General features: G+C 39.9%; 15 protein-coding genes and 1 tRNA gene. 3 read left to right on the top strand and 13 right to left on the bottom strand.

Going from position 1 to position 20,785, the window contains the following annotated elements; translation table 11 throughout:
* Positions 1 to 85: 85 nt before the first annotated feature.
* The 3 genes from clpP to BTO08_RS02120 all read right to left on the bottom strand — a co-directional run bounded on the left by clpP (position 86) and on the right by BTO08_RS02120 (position 2,658).
* Complete coding sequence (gene clpP / locus BTO08_RS02130; protein ID WP_005369103.1) at positions 86 to 709, bottom strand: ATP-dependent Clp endopeptidase proteolytic subunit ClpP; 624 nt, start codon at positions 707 to 709, stop codon at positions 86 to 88.
* Between the two features lie 105 nt (positions 710 to 814).
* Positions 815 to 2,113 (bottom strand): trigger factor, encoded by a 1,299-nt coding sequence (gene tig, locus BTO08_RS02125; RefSeq protein ID WP_105059697.1) that lies wholly within the window; start codon positions 2,111 to 2,113, stop codon positions 815 to 817.
* 468 nt (positions 2,114 to 2,581) lie between these two features.
* A tRNA-Arg gene (locus tag BTO08_RS02120) sits at positions 2,582 to 2,658 on the bottom strand.
* A 307-nt stretch (positions 2,659 to 2,965) separates the two neighbouring features.
* Between BTO08_RS02120 and folD the strand changes: the two genes are divergently transcribed.
* Positions 2,966 to 3,823, top strand: a complete 858-nt coding sequence (gene folD / locus BTO08_RS02115) for a bifunctional methylenetetrahydrofolate dehydrogenase/methenyltetrahydrofolate cyclohydrolase FolD (protein WP_045084035.1) — start codon at positions 2,966 to 2,968, stop codon at positions 3,821 to 3,823.
* Positions 3,824 to 3,889: 66 nt separating this feature from the next.
* Here folD and galU read toward each other — a convergent pair whose 3' ends face one another.
* Both galU and rfaH read right to left on the bottom strand, forming a co-directional pair.
* A complete protein-coding gene (gene galU / locus BTO08_RS02110) occupies positions 3,890 to 4,795 on the bottom strand; it encodes a UTP--glucose-1-phosphate uridylyltransferase GalU (protein WP_105059696.1) in 906 nt (301 codons plus the stop codon).
* Between the two features lie 89 nt (positions 4,796 to 4,884).
* A complete protein-coding gene (rfaH, locus tag BTO08_RS02105; protein WP_105059695.1) occupies positions 4,885 to 5,382 on the bottom strand; it encodes a transcription/translation regulatory transformer protein RfaH in 498 nt (165 codons plus the stop codon).
* A gap of 453 nt (positions 5,383 to 5,835) precedes the next feature.
* Here rfaH and BTO08_RS02100 point away from each other — a divergent pair, with 453 nt between their 5' ends.
* The gene (locus BTO08_RS02100) at positions 5,836 to 7,224 is read left to right on the top strand and encodes a peptide MFS transporter (protein WP_105059694.1); all 1,389 of its coding nucleotides are present in this window, start codon (positions 5,836 to 5,838) and stop codon (positions 7,222 to 7,224) included.
* Between the two features lie 53 nt (positions 7,225 to 7,277).
* On the opposite strand, the gene BTO08_RS02095 is transcribed toward BTO08_RS02100, so the two are convergent.
* Positions 7,278 to 8,330 carry a response regulator gene (locus BTO08_RS02095; protein ID WP_105059693.1) on the bottom strand — a complete coding sequence of 351 codons (1,053 nt, stop codon included), beginning with the start codon at positions 8,328 to 8,330 and terminating at the stop codon, positions 7,278 to 7,280.
* Positions 8,331 to 8,645: 315 nt separating this feature from the next.
* Between BTO08_RS02095 and BTO08_RS02090 the strand changes: the two genes are divergently transcribed.
* Complete coding sequence (locus BTO08_RS02090) at positions 8,646 to 9,530, top strand: LysR family transcriptional regulator (RefSeq protein WP_005369119.1); 885 nt, start codon at positions 8,646 to 8,648, stop codon at positions 9,528 to 9,530.
* A 499-nt stretch (positions 9,531 to 10,029) separates the two neighbouring features.
* On the opposite strand, the gene purF is transcribed toward BTO08_RS02090, so the two are convergent.
* The 7 genes from purF to BTO08_RS02055 form a co-directional block, all read right to left on the bottom strand.
* A complete protein-coding gene (purF, locus tag BTO08_RS02085; protein WP_105059692.1) occupies positions 10,030 to 11,547 on the bottom strand; it encodes an amidophosphoribosyltransferase in 1,518 nt (505 codons plus the stop codon).
* Between the two features lie 74 nt (positions 11,548 to 11,621).
* Positions 11,622 to 12,113, bottom strand: coding sequence for a colicin V production protein (cvpA, locus tag BTO08_RS02080; protein ID WP_006646399.1), 492 nt, complete (start codon positions 12,111 to 12,113; stop codon positions 11,622 to 11,624).
* Between the two features lie 62 nt (positions 12,114 to 12,175).
* Complete coding sequence (gene dedD, locus BTO08_RS02075) at positions 12,176 to 12,832, bottom strand: cell division protein DedD (protein ID WP_105059691.1); 657 nt, start codon at positions 12,830 to 12,832, stop codon at positions 12,176 to 12,178.
* A 51-nt stretch (positions 12,833 to 12,883) separates the two neighbouring features.
* Complete coding sequence (gene folC / locus BTO08_RS02070) at positions 12,884 to 14,143, bottom strand: bifunctional tetrahydrofolate synthase/dihydrofolate synthase (RefSeq protein ID WP_105059690.1); 1,260 nt, start codon at positions 14,141 to 14,143, stop codon at positions 12,884 to 12,886.
* Positions 14,144 to 14,333: 190 nt separating this feature from the next.
* Positions 14,334 to 15,263 carry an acetyl-CoA carboxylase, carboxyltransferase subunit beta gene (gene accD / locus BTO08_RS02065; protein WP_105059689.1) on the bottom strand — a complete coding sequence of 310 codons (930 nt, stop codon included), beginning with the start codon at positions 15,261 to 15,263 and terminating at the stop codon, positions 14,334 to 14,336.
* Between the two features lie 140 nt (positions 15,264 to 15,403).
* Positions 15,404 to 16,189, bottom strand: coding sequence for a tRNA pseudouridine(38-40) synthase TruA (gene truA / locus BTO08_RS02060; protein WP_105059688.1), 786 nt, complete (start codon positions 16,187 to 16,189; stop codon positions 15,404 to 15,406).
* Between the two features lie 196 nt (positions 16,190 to 16,385).
* Positions 16,386 to 20,615, bottom strand: coding sequence for a FimV/HubP family polar landmark protein (locus BTO08_RS02055; RefSeq protein ID WP_105059687.1), 4,230 nt, complete (start codon positions 20,613 to 20,615; stop codon positions 16,386 to 16,388).
* Between the last annotated feature and the right edge of the window lie 170 nt (positions 20,616 to 20,785).

Genomic DNA, 20,785 nt, shown 5'->3' with positions numbered 1-20,785 from the left:
CCCATCATTGCCTTGTCTTGAGTGTATAACAAGTCGGCTTATTTTGCTGCGTTAACTATCCAGAGTTAATCAGCTAAATAAGTACTTAGTCACGTTGACTCAACACGGCATCCACTAAACCATATTCTACAGCTTGTTCTGCAGACATAAAGTTATCACGGTCAGTATCACGCTCAACAACCTCTAGTGGTTGGCCTGTATGTTCAGCCAATAAACCGTTTAGACGTTGTTTGATTGTTAGAATTTCTTGTGCATGGATTTGAATATCCGATGCTTGTCCTTGGAAACCACCTAATGGCTGGTGAATCATTACACGTGAGTTCGGTAGGCAGTAACGCTTACCTTTCGCACCACCAGCAAGTAAGAATGCTCCCATAGAACATGCTTGCCCCATACATACAGTACTCACATTTGGCTTGATAAACTGCATAGTGTCATAAATTGACATACCCGCAGTAACAGAACCACCTGGAGAGTTGATGTATAGGAAGATGTCTTTATCTGGGTTTTCTGACTCTAAAAATAGTAGCTGTGCTACTACTAAGTTAGCCATGTGATCTTCAACCTGACCAGTTAAGAAAATCACACGCTCTTTTAAGAGACGAGAATAGATATCATAAGAACGCTCACCACGAGAAGTCTGCTCGACCACCATAGGTACCAGCGCATCCAAAATTGGTGACATGGCGTTTTTTTCTTGGTAGCTCATAACGTTATTTCCCTAAAATAAATGGCCCGAATGAAATGACTCACACGGACCATTGTTAGCAGAAGACTTGAGATAATGTCAAATCTCTACATCAATTTCAGCAAATTAAGCAGCAGGGTTCATTAGCTCGTTGAAGCTAACGTCTTTATCAGAAACCTGTGCTTTAGCTAGAAGTGCGTCAATCGCTTGCTCTTCTAGAGCAACATTACGCATGTTGTTCATTAGCTGTTCGTTAGTTTCGTAGTATTTAACTACTTCTGATGGATCTTCGTATGCAGAAGCCATTTCAGCGATGATTGCTTTAACGCGCTCTTCGTCTGCTTTTAGCTCTTCTGACTTGATCACTTCACCAACTAGAAGACCTACAACTACACGACGCTTAGCTTGCTCTTCGAACAATTCACGTGGTAGTTCAGGCATGTTCTTAGCATCACCGCCAAAACGTTGTGCAGCTTGCTGACGTAGTGCTTCGATTTCTTGATCGATAAGCGCTGCAGGAACTGTAATGTCGTTTTGCTCAACAAGACCGTTAAGAACTTGATCTTTGATGCGACCTTTAACAGCTTGCTTAAGTTCACGCTCCATGTTCTTACGAACTTCAGCTTTAAGACCGTCAACAGAACCGTCTTCAACGCCGAACTTAGCAACGAACTCTTCAGTTAGTTCAGGAAGCTCTTGTGCTTCAACTTTATGAAGTTTGATAGCGAATGCTGCAGCTTTACCTTTTAGGTTTTCAGCGTGGTATTCTTCAGGGAAAGTTACTTCTACAGTAAATTCTTCACCCGCTTTTTTACCAACAACACCTTCTTCGAAACCAGGGATCATACGACCTTGGCCCATAGCAAGTGCGAAACCTTCAGCTTTACCGCCTTCAAACTCTTCACCGTCGATAGTACCAACGAAGTCGATAGTTACACGGCTGTTTGCATCAGCTGCTGCGTCTACTTCAGTCCACGTAGCTTGTTGCTTACGTAGAGTATCAAGCATTGTATCAACGTCAGCTTCAGTTACTTCAACAACTGGCTTCTCAACAACAACTTTATCTAGACCTTGAAGTGCGATCTCAGGGAATACTTCGAAAGTCGCTTTGAATACTAGGTCTTTACCTTCAGCAACTTCTACTGGAGTAAATGTTGGCGCGCCTGCTGGATTGATTTTCTCTTTAACGATAGCTTCGATAAAGTGACGGTGCATTACTTCACCAAGGATGTCTTGACGTACTGATGCGCCAAACATTTTAGCAACCATCTTAATTGGTGCTTTACCAGGGCGGAAACCGTCGAAACGACGAGTTTTAGCAATTTTCTTTAGTTCAGCTGTTACTGCATCTTCGATGTTTGCAGCAGGAACTGTGATTGTTAGTTGGCGTTCTAGGCCTTCAGTGGTTTCAACGGTAACTTGCATTATATTTAACCTCAAAACTTACTCAGCTTTCTGAGTGATGTTGCCGAACAGCCATTTACTGACGGTGGCATCCTTTTCGTGTTACGGCTCGAAAACCATAACGCCTCAATTCTTTTACTTTATTTCTAAACTGTCAGATCTGCTCATCCAACTTAGAAATTAAAGCGCGTTATTATAACGGCACACTTAGGTGACGTCGAGATGAGATAGACTAAACTGCTATCTAGCTCTACAACTGAAACACAAGATAGGGTCTATAACGAGCATTTCAAGGGGTAAGGAGAAAATAATCATAGATCTCTGCGTTTTTTGGGTTCAAATGTTGGAAAAACAGTCGAATTAACGCAAATAGGAAGTAAAGAGAAACCATTTTTTAGATATTCAAGACTAACAAATAGAATGATTTTTTGTATTTGAAGAAATTAGAAATGTATTAAATATTGGAGATTATAAATAAAGAAGAGAGAATGGCACGCCCTGCAGGATTCGAACCTGCGACCACATCCTTAGAAGGGACGTGCTCTATCCAGCTGAGCTAAGGGCGCATCATTGTGTAACATGAAGTTACGAGGCAGGATTATACGTTGCTAATCATTAAGGTCAATACGTTTACTTTAAATTTCATGATTTAAACTGCCAACCGATTAAAGTTAAACCAATCTGTTTTAATTTCACTTTTTCCATCGCAATTATATATACGTATTCCCTTCAACGATAAATACTTAAGATTGTTATGCCCACCATTGCTATTACTGAACAAACAAAAAGCAAACGTTTGCGCTGTGGCTAAAGTTATCATTTTCTGACACAATAATAGCGTCCACATGCTTAGCCTATATAAAAAGGATTACCATGACCGCCCAAATTATTGATGGGAAATTAATATCCCAAACAGTTCGACAGGAAGTTGCCGCTAGAGTGAAAGCTCGTAAAGATGCAGGTCTTCGTGCACCCGGCTTAGCTGTTGTGCTCGTAGGTCAAGATCCTGCTTCTCAAATTTATGTCGGTAGTAAGCGAAAAGCCTGTGAAGAAGTCGGCTTTGTCTCTAAATCATTTGATCTGCCACCAACAGCCTCAGAAGAAGAATTATTACTTCTTATTGATGAATTAAATCTCGATCCGACGATTGATGGTATTTTAGTCCAGCTACCATTACCTGCCGGTATGGATAGCACGAGAATTTTAGAGCGTATTGATCCTGAAAAGGATGTTGATGGTTTCCATCCATACAATGTTGGACGCTTAAGTCAACGTATACCAAAGCTGCGTTCTTGTACCCCTAAAGGTATAATAACCCTCTTAGATCGTTACAATATTCCAGTACGAGGGAAAGAAGCGATTATTGTTGGCGCTTCTAATATTGTAGGTCGCCCAATGACACTCGAGTTATTATTAGCTGGCGCAACAACAACAACTTGTCACCGTTTTACTCAAGATCTAGAGAGCCATGTTCGACGTGCCGATATTCTTGTAGTTGCAGTAGGTAAACCTAACTTTATTCCTGGCGCTTGGATTAAAGAAGGTGCAACAGTCATTGATGTGGGTATTAACCGCTTAGATAACGGTAAATTATGTGGTGATGTTGAATTTGATATTGCCAGCCAAAAAGCAAAACACATCACCCCAGTCCCAGGTGGTGTTGGCCCAATGACAGTCGCGACATTAATAGAAAATACGATGTTAGCTTGCGAACAGTTCCACGGCGAATAATTTTAATCAAAAAAAGCGATGGAATACCATCGCTTATTCTTTTGATAACACAATTTATGACGTCGGCTATAAGCTTTTAGCAAGTTGCTTTAAATACGCTGTAAATTCTTCACCAAATTGGTTATGACGCATACCATATTCAACAAACGCTTTCATGTAACCAATTTTACTACCGCAATCATGGCTTACACCTGACATATGAAATGCATTTACTTGTTGAGACTGCATTAGCATATCAATAGCGTCGGTTAATTGAATTTCATCACCCGCACCAACAGGAGTACGAGCTAATAATGCCCAAATTTCCGCAGGAAGAATGTAACGACCTACAATAGCTAAATTAGAAGGTGCATCTTCAACTGAAGGCTTTTCCACAACTTTCGTCATCGGTGCAGATTCACCTGCATGTAATTCCACACCATTAATATCCGCAACACCGTAGTTTGACACTTCAGACATTGGAACGGGTTCAACCATCACCTGACTAACTTTAGTCTCGTTGAACATTTCCACCATCGCTGCCATATTATCGCAACGTAAATCGCTCGCAACATCATCCAAAATCACGTCAGGTAAAACAACAGCAAAAGGCGCATCACCAACAAGAGGATGTGCACATAATACTGCATGACCCAAACCTTTAGCTTGACCTTGACGTACATGCATAATGGTGACATCTGGTGGACAAATCGCTTGTACTTCTTCAAGTAACTGACGTTTCACGCGCGATTCTAATGTCGCTTCTAATTCAAATGAGGTATCAAAGTGGTTCTCAATCGAATTTTTTGAAGAATGTGTCACTAAAATAATTTCTTTAATTCCCGCAGCAACACACTCATTCACTACATGCTGAATAAGCGGCTTATCGACAATTGGAAGCATCTCTTTTGGAATAGCTTTAGTTGCAGGTAACATTCGAGTACCCAGACCAGCAACAGGAATAACAGCTTTACGCACTAATGAAGTATTCAATTTTTTTTCCAGTATATTATGTTTATAAACATCGTATTAGATGGCTTTCAAATATGCAAAAGAGAGTTCTAATTTATAGAGAGTGATGTTCACTTTTTAAGCAAATCAGTATTCTCAACACTTACTTTCACAGGCTTACCTAACAAGTTAATCAGCATAAAGGAGCGTTTCTCACCATCAGGCTCTTGGTAAATAGCTTCAAGACCTTGAAATTTACCTTGCTCTAATTTTAATTTTTCACCGGGCTGAGGCAACATTGACAACAAACGTTGATGCTCTTCGCTATCTTCATTCATCATTAAGTTATAAATAAGTTCTTCACGTACTTTTTGTGGCATTGCACCGCAGCGAATAAAGTCAGCGACACCACGCGTTGATCGTACCGATGTATAACTTACCGTTTCAGGATCAAATTGAACAAAAACATAACTTGGAAATAATGGTTCAATTGATTCTATTCGTTTGCCTCTACTCACTTTTTTTACTGTTACTTGAGGGTAGTAGCAATCCACACCTTGACGATCCAGATTGATCACTGCACGCTCTTGTTCACTGCGCTTACAATAAAGCAAATACCAATCTTTCATCATCAATCCTAAACATTAAAATTCATCGTTATTATATACATAAATAACTATTTTTTATATTGCTGCTAATGAAGGATAAAAGTATTTATTAAGCTCTTATTATTACTCAACTCGTTTATAGAGGCCAAGACAGCAACTATTTTTAAAGTAATTTCACAGCCAAACTTTGTAACATTCATGAACAACAAAATCTGACAAACAAAAAAACCAAAGAAAGACATAAAAACAAAACAAAAAACCAAAAAAATAGAGTTAATCGATACAACCTTATCACTTTCATACTGAAAATTAACTTTTCAATTTTGAACAAAAAAAGCGCAACTATTTATTTTTCAATGAGTTGAAATGTTTTTCATTTGTTCTTTAAATGTAAAAACTTGCAGTCGTATATATTGTGCTTTATAAAACTACGGGTATTAGCAAACACACCATCACAATAATATAGAGAATCCTATGAGTCATAATAGTAGTGGTACCTTATTGGGCCACCCAAAAGGCTTGTTCCTGTTATTTGGAACTGAGCTATGGGAGCGTTTCTCCTACTACGCCATGCGCGCTATTTTAGTTTTGTACTTAACAGATAAAACGATCGATGGCGGCTTAGGCTGGAGCACTCAAGAAGCATTAAGCCTATATGGTATTTACACAGGTCTTGTCTACTTTACCCCCTTAATTGGTGGATGGATTGCAGATAACTTTTTAGGCCAACGTCGATCAATTATTATTGGTGGCGTACTAATGGCTATTGGTCAATTTACTCTAGCACTCCCACACAGTGTGGTTGATCCTCATGCTGTAAAAGCTTTCTATCTAGGACTTACTTTCCTGATCATTGGTAATGGTTTATTTAAACCAAACATCTCAACCATGGTGGGTGATCTCTACAAAGAAGGCGATAACCGTCGTGATGGTGCATTTACTATTTTCTATATGGGTATCAACATAGGTTCGTTACTTGCGGGTGTTATTGCAGGTACAGCTTCTGCCGTTTATGGCTGGAAAGCAGGTTTCTTATGTGCCGGTATCGGTATGCTATTTAGCTTATTAATCCAATTATTCTTCGCACAACGCTACCTTGGTGACATTGGCACCGTTCCTGCAGCTGTTCGTGATGCAGCAAACAATGTAAGTGGTAAGAAAGAGCCACTAACCAAAATTGAACGTGATCGCCTGAAAGTAATTATGGTGATGTGTACTTTTGTTATCGTATTCTGGGCGGGCTTTGAACAGGCTGGCGGCTTAATGAATATCTATTCTCAAGAATACACAAACCGTATGATTGGTAGTTTCGAAGTACCTGCAGCTTGGTTCCAGTCACTTAATCCATTTTTCATTATTATTTGTGCCCCTATCCTTGCTGCTCTTTGGGTAAAAATGGGCAAGAGTGAACCCAATTCACCCGTGAAATTTGCACTAGCTATGTTCTCTCTTGCAATTGGCTTTGCCTGTATGATTGGTGCTGCGCTTGAACAAGGCGGTGATATGACGGTTAAAACATCAATGCTATGGCTGATTGGCGCATACTTCTTCCATACTATTGGTGAGCTATGTTTATCACCAATTGGTTTATCAATGGTGACAAAACTTGCACCTCTTCGTTTAGCGTCATTAATGATGGGTGCATGGTTTGGTGCTAACGCCATTGCTAACTACATTGCAGGTGAAATTGGTTCACGTATTGGTGAAGCTGGTCCTTTAGCAATCTTCTCAGGTATTGCAATTACCGCAGTGATTGCTGGTGTATTGCTACTGTTGCTATCCAATACGTTAATTAATTGGATGCATGGTGCGGAATCTTCATCTCATGATGAAACTGCAGAGGTTAAAACAGCAGAAGCTTAATACCATATTGATAATAATCCGTTTAAGGGTAGTGTTGCTAACACTGCCCTTTTTTACATATTGATATTTTTAAAGTTCACACTAAAACTAGCATGTCCCAATTGACTTAGCGATAAACGCCCACCTGATGGAGACAATGCTAGCTTCGATAACATATTGTGCCTTGCTTCTCGTCCAAGCCATTCACCTGATGCGACTTCAAAAGAGTCATCACTTGTTCGAAGTTGTGATTCAATACCTGCAGGAAGAATATGCAAACATCTATCCGACAAATCAAACACACCAAACAAGGCCTTGATGGGTGACGCATAACCTGAGTGCTTCATCCCTTTTTCAATTAATGAGACTAAGTGGCTCAAGCTTTCTAAACAATTACCTTGATTACGTAAATAATCATTAAAAAAAGCACGAATTAACAACGCTGTTGCCGTCGCATTATGATCTCCACTACTGGTATCAAGAAGGTAAAAAGCTAATTGACCATCTAATAGCCACGTATAATCAAGAATAACTGGGAGGGAATCTATGGATTGTAAAACACAATAATTTAACTGCCATCTCCCATAAGTCGATTGTGTTTCAGGCATTAACCCCACTAATAGCTCACGTGCTGCTTTAGGATTATTTTGCAAATCTTTAATATGCCATTCCAACTCTTCTTCAACAGGCTCTGTATCTTCAGTAGTAGCAAACCATCGATTAGAAAAATCTTGTCGATGATGTGTTGCACTGTCTTGCCCTTTCAATACCGATACCATAGAAGACTTCAGCATTAAAATATTTTCCAATGGCTTTATTAAGAAATCCTTAACGCCAAGTCGTAATGCCAAAGCAACATCTGTCATTTCTCCCGTTCCTGAAATCACAATAATTGGTATCATTGGATATTGAATAGACACTTCTTCAACAAACTCCATACCTGTCATAACAGGCATCGCGAGATCGCAGAGTAACAGATCAGGAATATGCTCCTTTAATGCACGTAGCCCTTCTAAGCCATTATCAGCCTCTTGCACTAAGCATCCTTGGCTCTCAAGAAAGCCAACAATCATATTTCTAAATACTGGGTCGTCTTCTACAACGAGAACATCTTTCCCTTCTAGCAAAACCACCTCCCAAATACCTACTTAGTTTAAGGCACATAACGAACTGAAATAAAAAGCCTTAAAGACTGTCTAACTTTTGCGACTCTATTAAGCATAGAAAAAACATCACAAAAAATATCTATTCATTAACATTTAATAAAAATAAATTCATTTATGTAATACACTTCAAATTATCGTAAACCTTTATTTTGGTAAATTAACCTTAATAAACATGATCAAAACACTATTTTAGTAGGCAAAATAAAGAAAAAGAGATGCATTTGACTCATTTTGTTATACAATTGCTCATCATAAGCGTTCAATAATGACTTTTTTATGAAACTTGACGATCTAAATTTATTCCGCATGGTTGTGGAAAATGGCAGTTATACCGCTGCATCTAGAAAAACCCAGGTACCAGTTGCGACACTGACACGTCGAATTCAAGCACTTGAAGAAGGCCTTAATATTCGCCTGCTTAATCGTCATGCCCGTAAACTGTCACTTACTGAAGCCGGTCAAAAGTTCTATCATGACTGTGCGCCTTTACTACAACAGTTACTTGATACGACTGAACATATTAGTGAAGAGTGTAAAGGTGCTGCGGGCAAGCTACGTATTGCCGCACCAACCAATATTACCAAGGTAATGCTTCAACCTTTATTGAATGCCTTTATGTTGGAACATCCAGCAATTAGCATTCAGCTATATATGAGCAATGAGCCAGATCAACTTGATCCGACGGACTGGGATGTTATGTTCCGTATTGGTCCTCAACGAGATTCAACACTGATCGCTCGCCGTATCAATGAAGTAAAAGATATTCTTGTTGCTAGCCCTGAGTATTTAAAGAAAAACCCAGAGCCTAAACATGCTCAAGATCTTCACGACCATGTTTTATTAAAAGGTAATCCTTTACTACGCTGGCGTCTAAACAACCACAACGGCGAAACCGTTACGATTAATGAACGAGGTCGCTTTGAAGCAAGCGAACTTAACGTTGTTCGTAAAGCATGTTGTGCTGGCTTAGGTATTACCCTAATGCCTGACGTTATGCTAGAAAAATACATTGCAGCCGGTGAAGTGACACAAGTACTTAAAAACTGGTCTGCAAACCCACGTGATGTATATTTGATTTATAATCACCGTGATTACCAACCAGAAAAACTACGTCTATTTATTGATTTTGCAAGTCACTACTTTGACTTAGAAAAACACTAAAAACGTTTATCAATAACGTAATATTTTAGAAAATGCCATATTAATTCATTAATATGGCATTTTTTTTTATCCTGTTCAGAACAGTAACCCACATAAAAATAAACAGTTCCCATCCCTTGCTCTCCCCTGTCCCGACTCAACGTTATAAGACAACTTAAAACTTAGCAGTTACACCATAAAATGAACTTAACATACTGAATTATAAATGATTATGGGGGAAAGCATGGGGTATTACCCCACCCAAAAAAACAAGAATGGCACACTCTTTCCGCATCTCTGGTTTCTCATATTCGCAGGTCCCCTAGGGCTTATTTATTCTGTATATTTACTTACAGGCTTGCTATGCTCCTTAAGATCTTGGAGCTCAACTGTTAATATTAGTCGCGATTATCACATCGTCAGTGATCTTATGGAGCCATGGTTTGGGGCCTGAGTTTATCCATAAAAAAGCCGGAGTTTTACACTCCGGCTTATAACTCTATTTGCTCACATATAAGACTTAAATGCCTTCGTTATGTAACTCTAAATTAGCTAAATCTTGCTGAATCTCACGCTGCTTTTTCGAGTCATCACTGCGTAGTGAATCTAAATACTCTAAGTACTTTTGGTTCACATCACCGGTTACGTAATTACCATTAAACACAGACGTTTCAAATAATTTAATTTCAGGGTTTCCTTCAGCGACAGCATCAACAAGATCTTGTAAATCTTGGAAAATAAGACCATCGGCACCGATAATATTTGAAATTTCATCCACTTCGCGACCATGAGCAATTAACTCATTAGCGCTTGGCATATCAATACCATAGACATTAGGGAAACGAATTTCAGGTGCTGCTGATGCTAAGTAAACTTTCTTTGCACCTGCCTCTCTTGCCATTTCGATTATCTGCTCTGATGTGGTACCACGAACAATAGAGTCATCGACTAACAATACATTTTTATCTTTAAATTCAGAGCGAATGGCATTGAGTTTACGACGCACAGACTTACGACGCATTTGTTGTCCAGGCATGATAAACGTACGGCCTACATAACGGTTTTTAACAAAACCTTGGCGGTAAGGTTTATCTAACGTACGTGCAATTTCTAGCGCACTATCACAAGAAGTTTCTGGAATAGGAATAACAACATCGATATCAATATCTGCCCATTCTCGTTTAATCTTTTCACCCAGCTTGGTGCCCATCGCTAAACGCGCGCCATAAACAGAGACTTTATCAATAAATGAATCAGGACGAGCAAAGTAAACAAACTCAAATACACATGGGTTTAACTGTGGATTATCAGCACATTGCTGAGTAAATAATTGCCCATCAAAAGTGATGTAAACAGCTTCACCAGGCGCGATATCACGGACAAAATCAAAACCAACCGCATCAAGTGCCACTGACTCTGAAGCGACCATGTATTCTGTTTTACCTTGTTCTTCACGCTTACCAATACATAAAGGGCGAATACCATTTGGATCACGAAATGCAATTAAGCCATGACCGATAACCATCGCAACAACCGCATACGCACCTTTTACAATTCGGTGAACTTCACTAACTGATTTAAAGATTTCATCAGGGCTAATAGGATAGCTTGGACAGTGCTCGAGTTGATTCGCCAGAATATTCAGTAAAATCTCAGAATCTGAGGTCGTATTTACATGACGTTTAGCTTGCTCAAATAAAGTCTCACGAATATCAGCTGCATTGGTTAAGTTACCATTATGAGCCAGTGAAATACCGTAAGGAGAATTAACATAAAACGGTTGGGCTTCTGATGCACTAGAGCTACCCGCAGTTGGATAACGCACGTGTCCGATACCTACATTACCTTGTAAGCGTTGCATGTGTTTAGCTTCAAAGACATCACGCACTAAACCATTCGCTTTACGCAGACGGAAACGATTGCTTTCTAAGGTACAAATACCCGCAGCATCTTGGCCGCGATGTTGCAGCACAGTAAGTGCATCATAGATAGACTGGTTTACCGGGGTTGAGCCCACGATTCCAACAATACCACACATTTCCAAAATCCTCGTCATGCATAAAAATACAGTTACCAAATTAAATAAACTTGGTAACTGCTATTAATTTGGCGCTATTTCATGTTAGGTAAGAAGCTTGAACTGTGTTTGATATAGGAGAAAAACCATTCAATGACGACGCCAAACTGTGGGATGAGTTTTGACTGTTTCCACCAATCAGCACTTGCAAACCCTGTAAAGGCATCGAGAAAGAACAATACTGCCGCAACAATTAACACGCCGCGAACCCCACCAAAAACTACGCCCAAAACTCTATCAGTACCAGATAACCCTGTTTTCTGTACTAACTGACCAATAACATAGTTAACTACCGCGCCAACAATCAGCGTTGCGATAAATAAAACGGCAATAGCGCTACCGTTGCGAAGCATTTCATCATGAAAGTTTGTAAAGTAAACCGCAAGCTGTGGGTAGAAATTACTCGCCACAAAAAAAGCAGTAAACCAGATAACTAATGAAAGTGCTTCTTTAACAAAACCACGGATTAAACTTACCAAAGCGGAAAAGCCAATCACGGCTAAAATTACATAATCAATCCAGATCATCATGTGTATTTCGTCTTGTTGATGCGTATTCTAACAGAAAAAATGAAGACGCAAACGTTTACTTAAGGTTTTATTGGGCTAAATTGATACAATTTGCCACTTAACCCGGTTAATTTTTTCAAGTCATCAATCTTAGCCAAAAGCTTGTCTTTTGAAAGATCTGGTCCCACAACAACTTTTACATACTGACCCGGTTGTGCATCTTTAGGTAATAAATGTGCTTGGTAACCATTTAAACGCAGCTTCGCCACCAGTGCGCTGGCATTCTTAAAATTACCAAACGTCCCTAATTGGATCATCCAGCCACTATTTTTTAAACCTTGGTCAGACACAACTGTAGGCTCTGGCTTTACAACAGGTTTAGGGGTTACGACAGTTTTTGGTTGCTCAACTGGCACAACAGGCTGTTCAGGTTGAGGCGCTTTATCTTCTTCAACGGTATAGGTCTCATTATTATCACTTGATGATGTTGAAACCGTATCTTTACCATTATCCACTGTTACTGTAACAGGATCTTTAGGTAGCTCCGAATTTACCGTTTCTGGGTTAGGTATTTGAGTAAACTCCTTTTGATCACCCATTTTAGGCTGCAACGGAATGCTTTCGAACTGCTCTTTATAGTGCTGCTTTTGCCCATCAAAAAGATCAGGAAGAAAAATCACGCCAACGGTTACCAAAATAATGGTACCAATCAGTCGATTTTGAAATTGGCTAGCCACATGGACTCCTATGCTATTTAACCACTTTATAATAAAGTGTTTTTTCACTCATTAACGTAAATGACTCGTTATTTGCCCGACAGTGTAAAACGAGCCAAAGACGATTACCATATCATCGCGGTTAGCTTGTGTTAGCGCTTGGTCAAATGCAGTTTCTGGCTTATCAAAACCCATACAATCTGTTGGTAAATACTGCAATATCTCATCGGCAGTCGCCGCTCTTGGGCCCGTTAAAGAAGCGGGATACCAGTGATCTACTACATCTTTCATCATTGCGATTGTCGAAGCGATATCTTTATCGTGAAGCATCGCAACGACAGCATGAATATGCTTCTTACCTTCTTTTTGCTTAATTCGATTTAATTGCTGAGCGAAATACTCGGCAGAATGGGGGTTATGTGCGACATCCATAATGATCAGTGGATCATCACTCACACGCTGCATCCGTCCTGGTAATTGGGCTTTGCTTAAACCTTGAATGATATTCTCTTCCGAGATATCAAGCTCTGCCGTTCCTAAAGCCATTAAGGCTGTGGCTGCATTAGGGAGCGGTAAATTAGGGAGAGGCAAGTGAGATAAATCAAATGCACCACATTGCCAGTTCCAATGGTCATCAGTTGCTTGATAATCAAATTGATAACCAACCTGATGTAATTCTGCCCCAATATCATCTGCGTGAGCAGGAACCGTTGCTGGCGGATGAGGTTGGCCGCAAATAGCCGGTTTACCTGAGCGGAAAATACCAGCTTTTTCATAACCAATTACGTCAATATTATCACCAAGCCAATCAACATGATCGATTGCGAGACTGGTGATCACGCTAACATCATGATCAACAATATTAGTGGCATCTAATCGCCCACCGAGGCCTACTTCCAGTACAACAACATCCACTTTATGTGTTTTAAACAGTGTTAACGCAGCAAGCGTACCAAATTCAAATAAGCTTAGACTTATATCACCACGCACTGCTTCAACGCTTGCAAATGCTTTGCTATGTTCACTGTCATCAAGCTCTTTATTATTGATACGAACACGTTCGTTATAACGTACAAGGTGAGGAGAGCTATAAACACCAACCTTATAACCCGCTTCAATTAAGATAGCTTCTAGCATGGCACAGGTTGAACCTTTGCCATTAGTACCAGCAACAGTAATAACACAAGGCGCAGGTTTAATAAGATTTGCCTTTTCACCTACAGCTTTAACGCGATCTAATCCAAGATCGATTGCACTGGTATGTAATTGCTCAAGATATTTCAGCCATGTTGAAAGCGAGGCTGTCGCTTGTGGTGCAGTCAATCCTGACATGATAAATCATTCACTTGTTTATAAATTACTTGAGCCATAATTTACCATCGAATCTTAAATAACTTAAACCTATGACGATATAAATTCGATTAAACGCCACGTTAATGGCAATAGCGCTATTATATACTCAAAAAAAAACCGCCTAGCGATTAGCTAAACGGTCTCTATATCCATCAATCAATATAACCAATTATACGTTTTCTGGATCTTCAGTTTGGACAGGAGCCTCAACAGGCTCAGGCTTACTATCGACAGAAACAACTAACGGTGATGCTTGGTTGGTCATTTTGGCAACAAGACCTGCGATACGCTGACGCATTTCACGGCGATCAACAATCATATCAATCGCACCATGTTCAAGTAGGAACTCACTACGTTGGAAGCCTTCTGGTAACTTCTCACGTACCGTTTGCTCAATAACACGTTGGCCTGCAAAACCGATCAGTGCTTTTGGCTCACCAATATTGATATCACCAAGCATTGCAAGAGATGCTGATACACCACCCATAGTTGGATCGGTTAACACAGAGAAGAAAGGTAAGCCTTTCGCTGATAAACGCTCTAACGCCGCACTGGTTTTTGCCATTTGCATCAGTGACATCAATGCTTCTTGCATACGTGCACCGCCACTTGCGGAGAAACAGATCAATGGGCAGTTATTTTCAATTGCCGCATCCACTGCTCGTACAAATTTAGCACCAACGACAGAGCCCATTGAACCGCCCATAAAAGAGAATTCAAAAGCACATGCAACAATAGGTAGACCTAGTACTTCCCCTTTCATTGCGATTAATGCATCTTTTTCACCGGTGGCTTTTTGAGCGCTATACAAACGATCTTTGTACTTTTTAGAATCGCGGAATTTAAGCTTATCTTGCGGCTCTAGCTCTGCGGCAATCTCAACTTGCGTATCAGCGTCTAAGAAAGTTTCAAGACGACGACGTGCTTTCATACGCATGTGATGATCACACTTAGGGCACACCTCTAGATTGCGCTCAAGATCTGCATGGTACAGTACTTGATCACAAGAGGTACATTTCGTCCAAACGCCCTCAGGAATCGACACTTTTCGTGAAGAGACAATGTTGCTTTTAGTTAGAATCTTTTCAAGCCAGCTCATGAATGACCTTTATTCTTAATGCTTCCGCCGTCAATGGCCGAAGATACAAATTCATTGGATAACGATCAGAGATTAAAACACAATCTTGCTAATCTGTAGATAAAAAACTGGTACTACCTTATCAAGCTAAGCGTGTTTACTCAATCGGCTAAGAATAACGGACCTAGTGGTACACGTGGTAAATTGTGCTCTTTCGGGTAGTCAACATCAACCAAGTACAAGCCTTCGGCTTTGGCTGTTGCCCCTGCTAATGTGCGATTTTTTTGCGCAAGTAGCCACTCAATCCACTCAGGCTTTTCTTCGCCTTTGCCGACTTTGATTAAGCTACCAGTGATGTTACGTACCATATGGTGAACAAACGCATTCGCTTTGATATCAATGATCACAAAGTCACCTTGTCGAGTGACTTTCAGATGCATTAAATTACGCCATGGGCTACGCGATTGGCAGTGCACAGCGCGGAATGAAGTAAAGTCATTCTCCCCCAATAAATATTGACCAGCCTCATGCATTTTTTTCTCATCAAGATGGCCGTGATAATGGCTAACACCATTACCTAAAATAGCGGGACGTAAGGCGTTATTAAAAATAATGTAACGATAACGGCGTGCTGTCGCAGTAAAACGAGCATGAAAATCCTCACTCACTTCTGTTGCCCAACGTACAGCAATATCTTTAGGAAGATGAGCATTGGCGCCCATCGTCCACGCCACCATTTTGCGATCAATATTAATATCGAAGTGAACAACCTGCCCCGTACCATGAACACCAGCATCAGTACGCCCAGCACAGAAAACTTCTACTGGTTGATTGGCGACTTTAGAGAGAGCTTTTTCCAAACGCTCTTGTACGCTATCTACATCACGTTGGCGTTGCCAGCCATAATACTTAGCACCATCGTACTCTACACCTAAAGCTATTCGCATAATTTATTCAACTTCGATTAATCAAACCTATGTAAACCACTAACACGTAATTTACGAAACTGTTCCGAATTATAAGTAATTCACAAGATAAGGGAAAGAATAGCGCGACATGGATAACATAATGCGGCAAGTAAAAATAAAAAAGCACGATAGAATTATCTCTACCGTGCTTTTTCTATCTTAAACAAAAGTGGTGTTATAGCTTCAAAAGCAGTCTTTGGGCTTCTGCTTGAAGCTCTTGTTCAGCATTTTTCGCAATATCCTCTAATAAACCAACAGCACCTTCGCTATCATTCATTTCTAAATAAGCTTTAGCCAAATCAAGTTTACTTGCATACTCACCATTAGTATCAACATCATAGTCACCAATACTGGCTAACATATCAGGGTACTCATCAAGCCCTACCTCTAAATTTAAAGGGTTAGCATCGGGATCGACTTGCTGATGTGATGGGTCATCTTTCATTAATTCATCAATACTAATATAAGATGGCTTTTCAGCTCTTGGTTGTTCAGCCAGTAACTCACTGGTTGCTTCGCTTTCCAGATCACTTGTACGTAATGAGAAGTCAGACTCTAACGAAACCGACTTCACGTCGTCTTTTACCAAATGCGGTTGTTGTGTCCAATCTTCTTGAGCTAATTCAGGCTCAGATACCGAGGTTTGCCATACTTTAGCATCATCATCAGACAGCTCATCGTCAAAAGTATGATCTGCCACTAACTCATCTGTAGTTTGCGTTAATAATCCATCACGTTCATCGTCTTCTAAACCCAGCCCAGAGCGCTCCACTTGCTGTTTGGGTAGTTCATCAGTTAACGATGACTCAGTCTCAACATCAGTCGTGCTGTCACTAACATCTTGTGGCTGTATTGGCTGAGATGGACCTTCGTTCTCTGCATTATCATTTAACGAATCATCAAACAGTAGCGCATCCATATCAAGACCTGCAGAATCAACCATAGTTTGATCCAACTGATCTAATACAACTGGCTTCTCTGTTACGTCAATAGGCTCTTCATTGGGTAAACGTAAACCTTGTTCAATTTCATATTGCTCAAGCTCATGTTGTTCATCCAATGAGGCTTGCAGCGCTTCACCTTCATCAAACTCTGGAATGGTTGTTGGATCAAGTTTTTCAAAAGGATAAATATCCCTTTGAGCGGTATCAAATGGCGATACTTCATTTTCACTAGCAACAGCTGATGCTGGTAACGATGACTCATCTGGTAATTCAGGAGCGGTTTCAGCAACAAAATCTACTGTATTTTCAGGAGATAATTCAGGTCTAGATGAATACTTGTCTGCAGCTTCCGCGGCTTGCTGCAATTGACGAATAACATTATCAAGTGCGATTTGCTCATCAATCTCGTTATTAAGTTCTGTTTCGTCAAAAGGCTCTGCATCAGGATCATCCAATGCCGCTTGTTCATCAAATTCAGGTAAATCATCGAGTGATAATACGTCTTGATGAACAGCATCTTCTTGTGGTGATTCATACACATCATCAGCAAATGCTTTTAATGCATCCTCTTCATCAAAAGAAGGAAGATCGTCTACATTCAGCGGTTCATGTTGCTCTACTGCAACATGACTCGCTAATGCATCTTGCTCATCTAGTTCACGTTCAAGATCTGCAACGGTTAATGGCTTAACATCACTGTCTAGCGATTGACGATAAAAGTCTTCGTCTAAAACATCATCTAAGATCTCATCAAATTTCTGTTCACTACTTGGCGATAAGGTTTGCAGCTCTTCAGTATTTTGTGACTCAAGGACTTCTTTCGATGGCGTATCACGAGTGTCACTAACAAATTCAGACGTGAAAACATCATTCGGTGCTTCTTCACTCGGCAATTCAGTTACAACTTCAGACCCTAATGTATCAGGCTCTACAGTATCAGCATTGCTTTCATCAGTAATCGATATTTCTTTTTCCAGTTGAGCATTTTTTTCAACATCACTTTCAGGATCAATAACACCCTGTGATTTCTGCTCTATATCAAAAGCGAATGATGGCGATTCAATAATTTCATCAAGATGTTGATTCTCATTATTAGGAGCATCTTGTTCATCGACTGCTGCTAACTGCTCAGATAAAATTTCATCTAATAATTCAGTACTGGATTCATCAATGGCAATGTCATCTTTTTGTGATGAAATTTCACTTTCAGCATCATTGTCTTTTAATAATTCATCTAGCAGTTCAGTACTATCTTCAGCCACCTCTATCGTTGAATCAGATTGTTCAGGTTCATCCTCATCTAGAATTAACTCATCAAGCAATGCAGTACTGTCTTCAGCCACTTCTATCGTTGAATCAGATTGTTCCGGTTCATCTTCATCTAGGATTAACTCATCAAGCAATGCTGTACTGTCTTCTTCAAGTTCAATATCACTACTTAATTCATCATGTTCTACTAACTCATCAAGTAATGCAGTACTACCTTCTTCAAAAACACGTTCATCATCTTGTGTTTCATCCGTCAGTTCATCTGAAACAGTTTGATCTAATTCAGGTAAATCAGCACCAAAACTACCAAATAATGCATCCAATTCATCTTGGTCAATATTCTCAGAGGCTTTAACTTCAACATCATTTGACTCATCATTAACTTCAGACGTAGCACGATCTTGGCTTTGCTCTTCTGCTTGTTGCAAAATTTCATCTAATAACGATTGCTCTAACAAGCCGTTATCTAACTCTTCATCTTCGTTATCTTCTGGCAATGGCTTAACATCGTCATTATCACTAAGGTCAAAGTCATCCTGAGATAAATCAAAATCATCGATACTATTTTCGGTATCTTCATCTTTCGCTGATTCATTGAGAGATTTCTCCCACATTAACGCTAAGGCTTCATCTGAACTTGGCTCGCTCTCATTATCCATTTCATCGAGAGCACGCTCCATGTCTTCTAAACCAATAGCGTCATCGCCTTTAACTGAAATACTACTACTTAAGTTATTTTCAAAAGTTTCATCAAATTCAATATCATTAACAACTGCTGATTCAGTCTTAGCATCAACTTCATCGCTAAACTCAGTAACAGGCTCTTTTACCTCTTCTTTCTCATTTTTAGTTGATGGATCATTTTTATCATCAATATCTAACGTAAAGTCAGGATCATTGAATAGATCATCATCCGCAAACAGGTCATCTAAGTCATCTGAAGTATCAAGAGCTTGCTCATCACCATCAATAGGAGGGATGACAACAGGTGCCGTTTCAGCAACTGAAGCCTCTGGAGCATTTAATGATTTCACCTCATCTTGATCTTCTTCTTTACGACGCAATAAGAAGAATGCCAGCAATGCGGCAAGTAAACCGCCAGGAATAATACCAGCAGCAGCTAATGCCCAAGGATTATTGGCAAGAGAGTCAAACCATGTCGTCGTTGGTGGCGTCACAACTTGTGGTGTTTGTTGAATTTCTTTTTGTTGTTCTAAAAACAATAATATTTCTTGGCGAACTTTATCACTGTCTTGTACTTGATCTTTAAGTGCTAACACTTCTTGTTGCATTTCCGCTAAGCGTAAACGAAGCATGTGGTTGCTTTCCACCAGCTTTGTCATTTGCTCATCAGTCATCGCTTTTTGCTGTTCTGACAATTCAGGCTTGGCTGGAATAGCCGTATTCTCTGCATTATCTACATCAGCAACTTCAACTTTTTCAGTTTTAGGCGCTTCAGAAGTATTCGTTGTTAATTCTGTTGGTGTCGCAGCACTAATAACACCAGCGGTTGTTGCTACAGCTACCGCTTTTTCTATTGTTTTAACTGGAACGTCTGTTGTTGGCTTAGTCGTTTCATCAACCACAACTACAGGCTTTACAATTGGCTCTGCGGGCTGTGTGCTTTTTACGTCTTTTTTCGCTGCCTGCTCTGCTTGTATTTTTTGTAGTTCTTCAGGCTTGGGCTTTAATTTTACAACACGTTTTTGACTAGTTGGCTTTGCTTTTATATATGGCGCACGCTTTTTATCCGCTTCTAATTGACGACGGATCAAACTCTCTTTCTCATTTTTAATCTGGCTTAATGTTGGCATAACCAAAGTGCTACCAGGGATCAAACCATGAATATTGCTGTTTTCGAATGCTTGTGGATTAACGTGATAAATAGCACCGATAACTTGGTATACGGATACTGATGCATTAGGACGATTTCGAGATGCGATTGACCACAAGGTTTCTTTTTCACCTGTTGGGCCATAACGACGAGTAGAAAGTGGTGCGGTATTTGACTGCGAAATTGAACGAAAATCAGGTGTATCAATACCTCGGCTCGCTTGCGAATAGGATCCATCCTCATTCGACGGACCAATAATCCGAACGGTGTTCGCATTCACCATAGGTAAATAAGAAGAAATGGTAACGAAAGCTACCGGTACAATAAAGCGCTTTACTATCTTAGGGATATCAGACACTGCCTGCGTTCCTCTCTGGCAGAGATAAATAAGCCGAAAACGTTAATTCAATGAACGCATTTCGAAATAATACGAGTTGCTTATATGTTGCACAAACTACACATCTATCGACAACATAAAGAAAATCTTAAGGTTGTTATGGCTAATTTTTGCTAGGTCGCGATGTATGT

It is taken from the genome of Photobacterium angustum (assembly GCF_002954615.1).
Taxonomy (GTDB): Bacteria; Pseudomonadota; Gammaproteobacteria; order Enterobacterales; family Vibrionaceae; genus Photobacterium; species Photobacterium angustum_A.
This window is presented reverse-complemented; position numbering and strand designations above follow the sequence as displayed.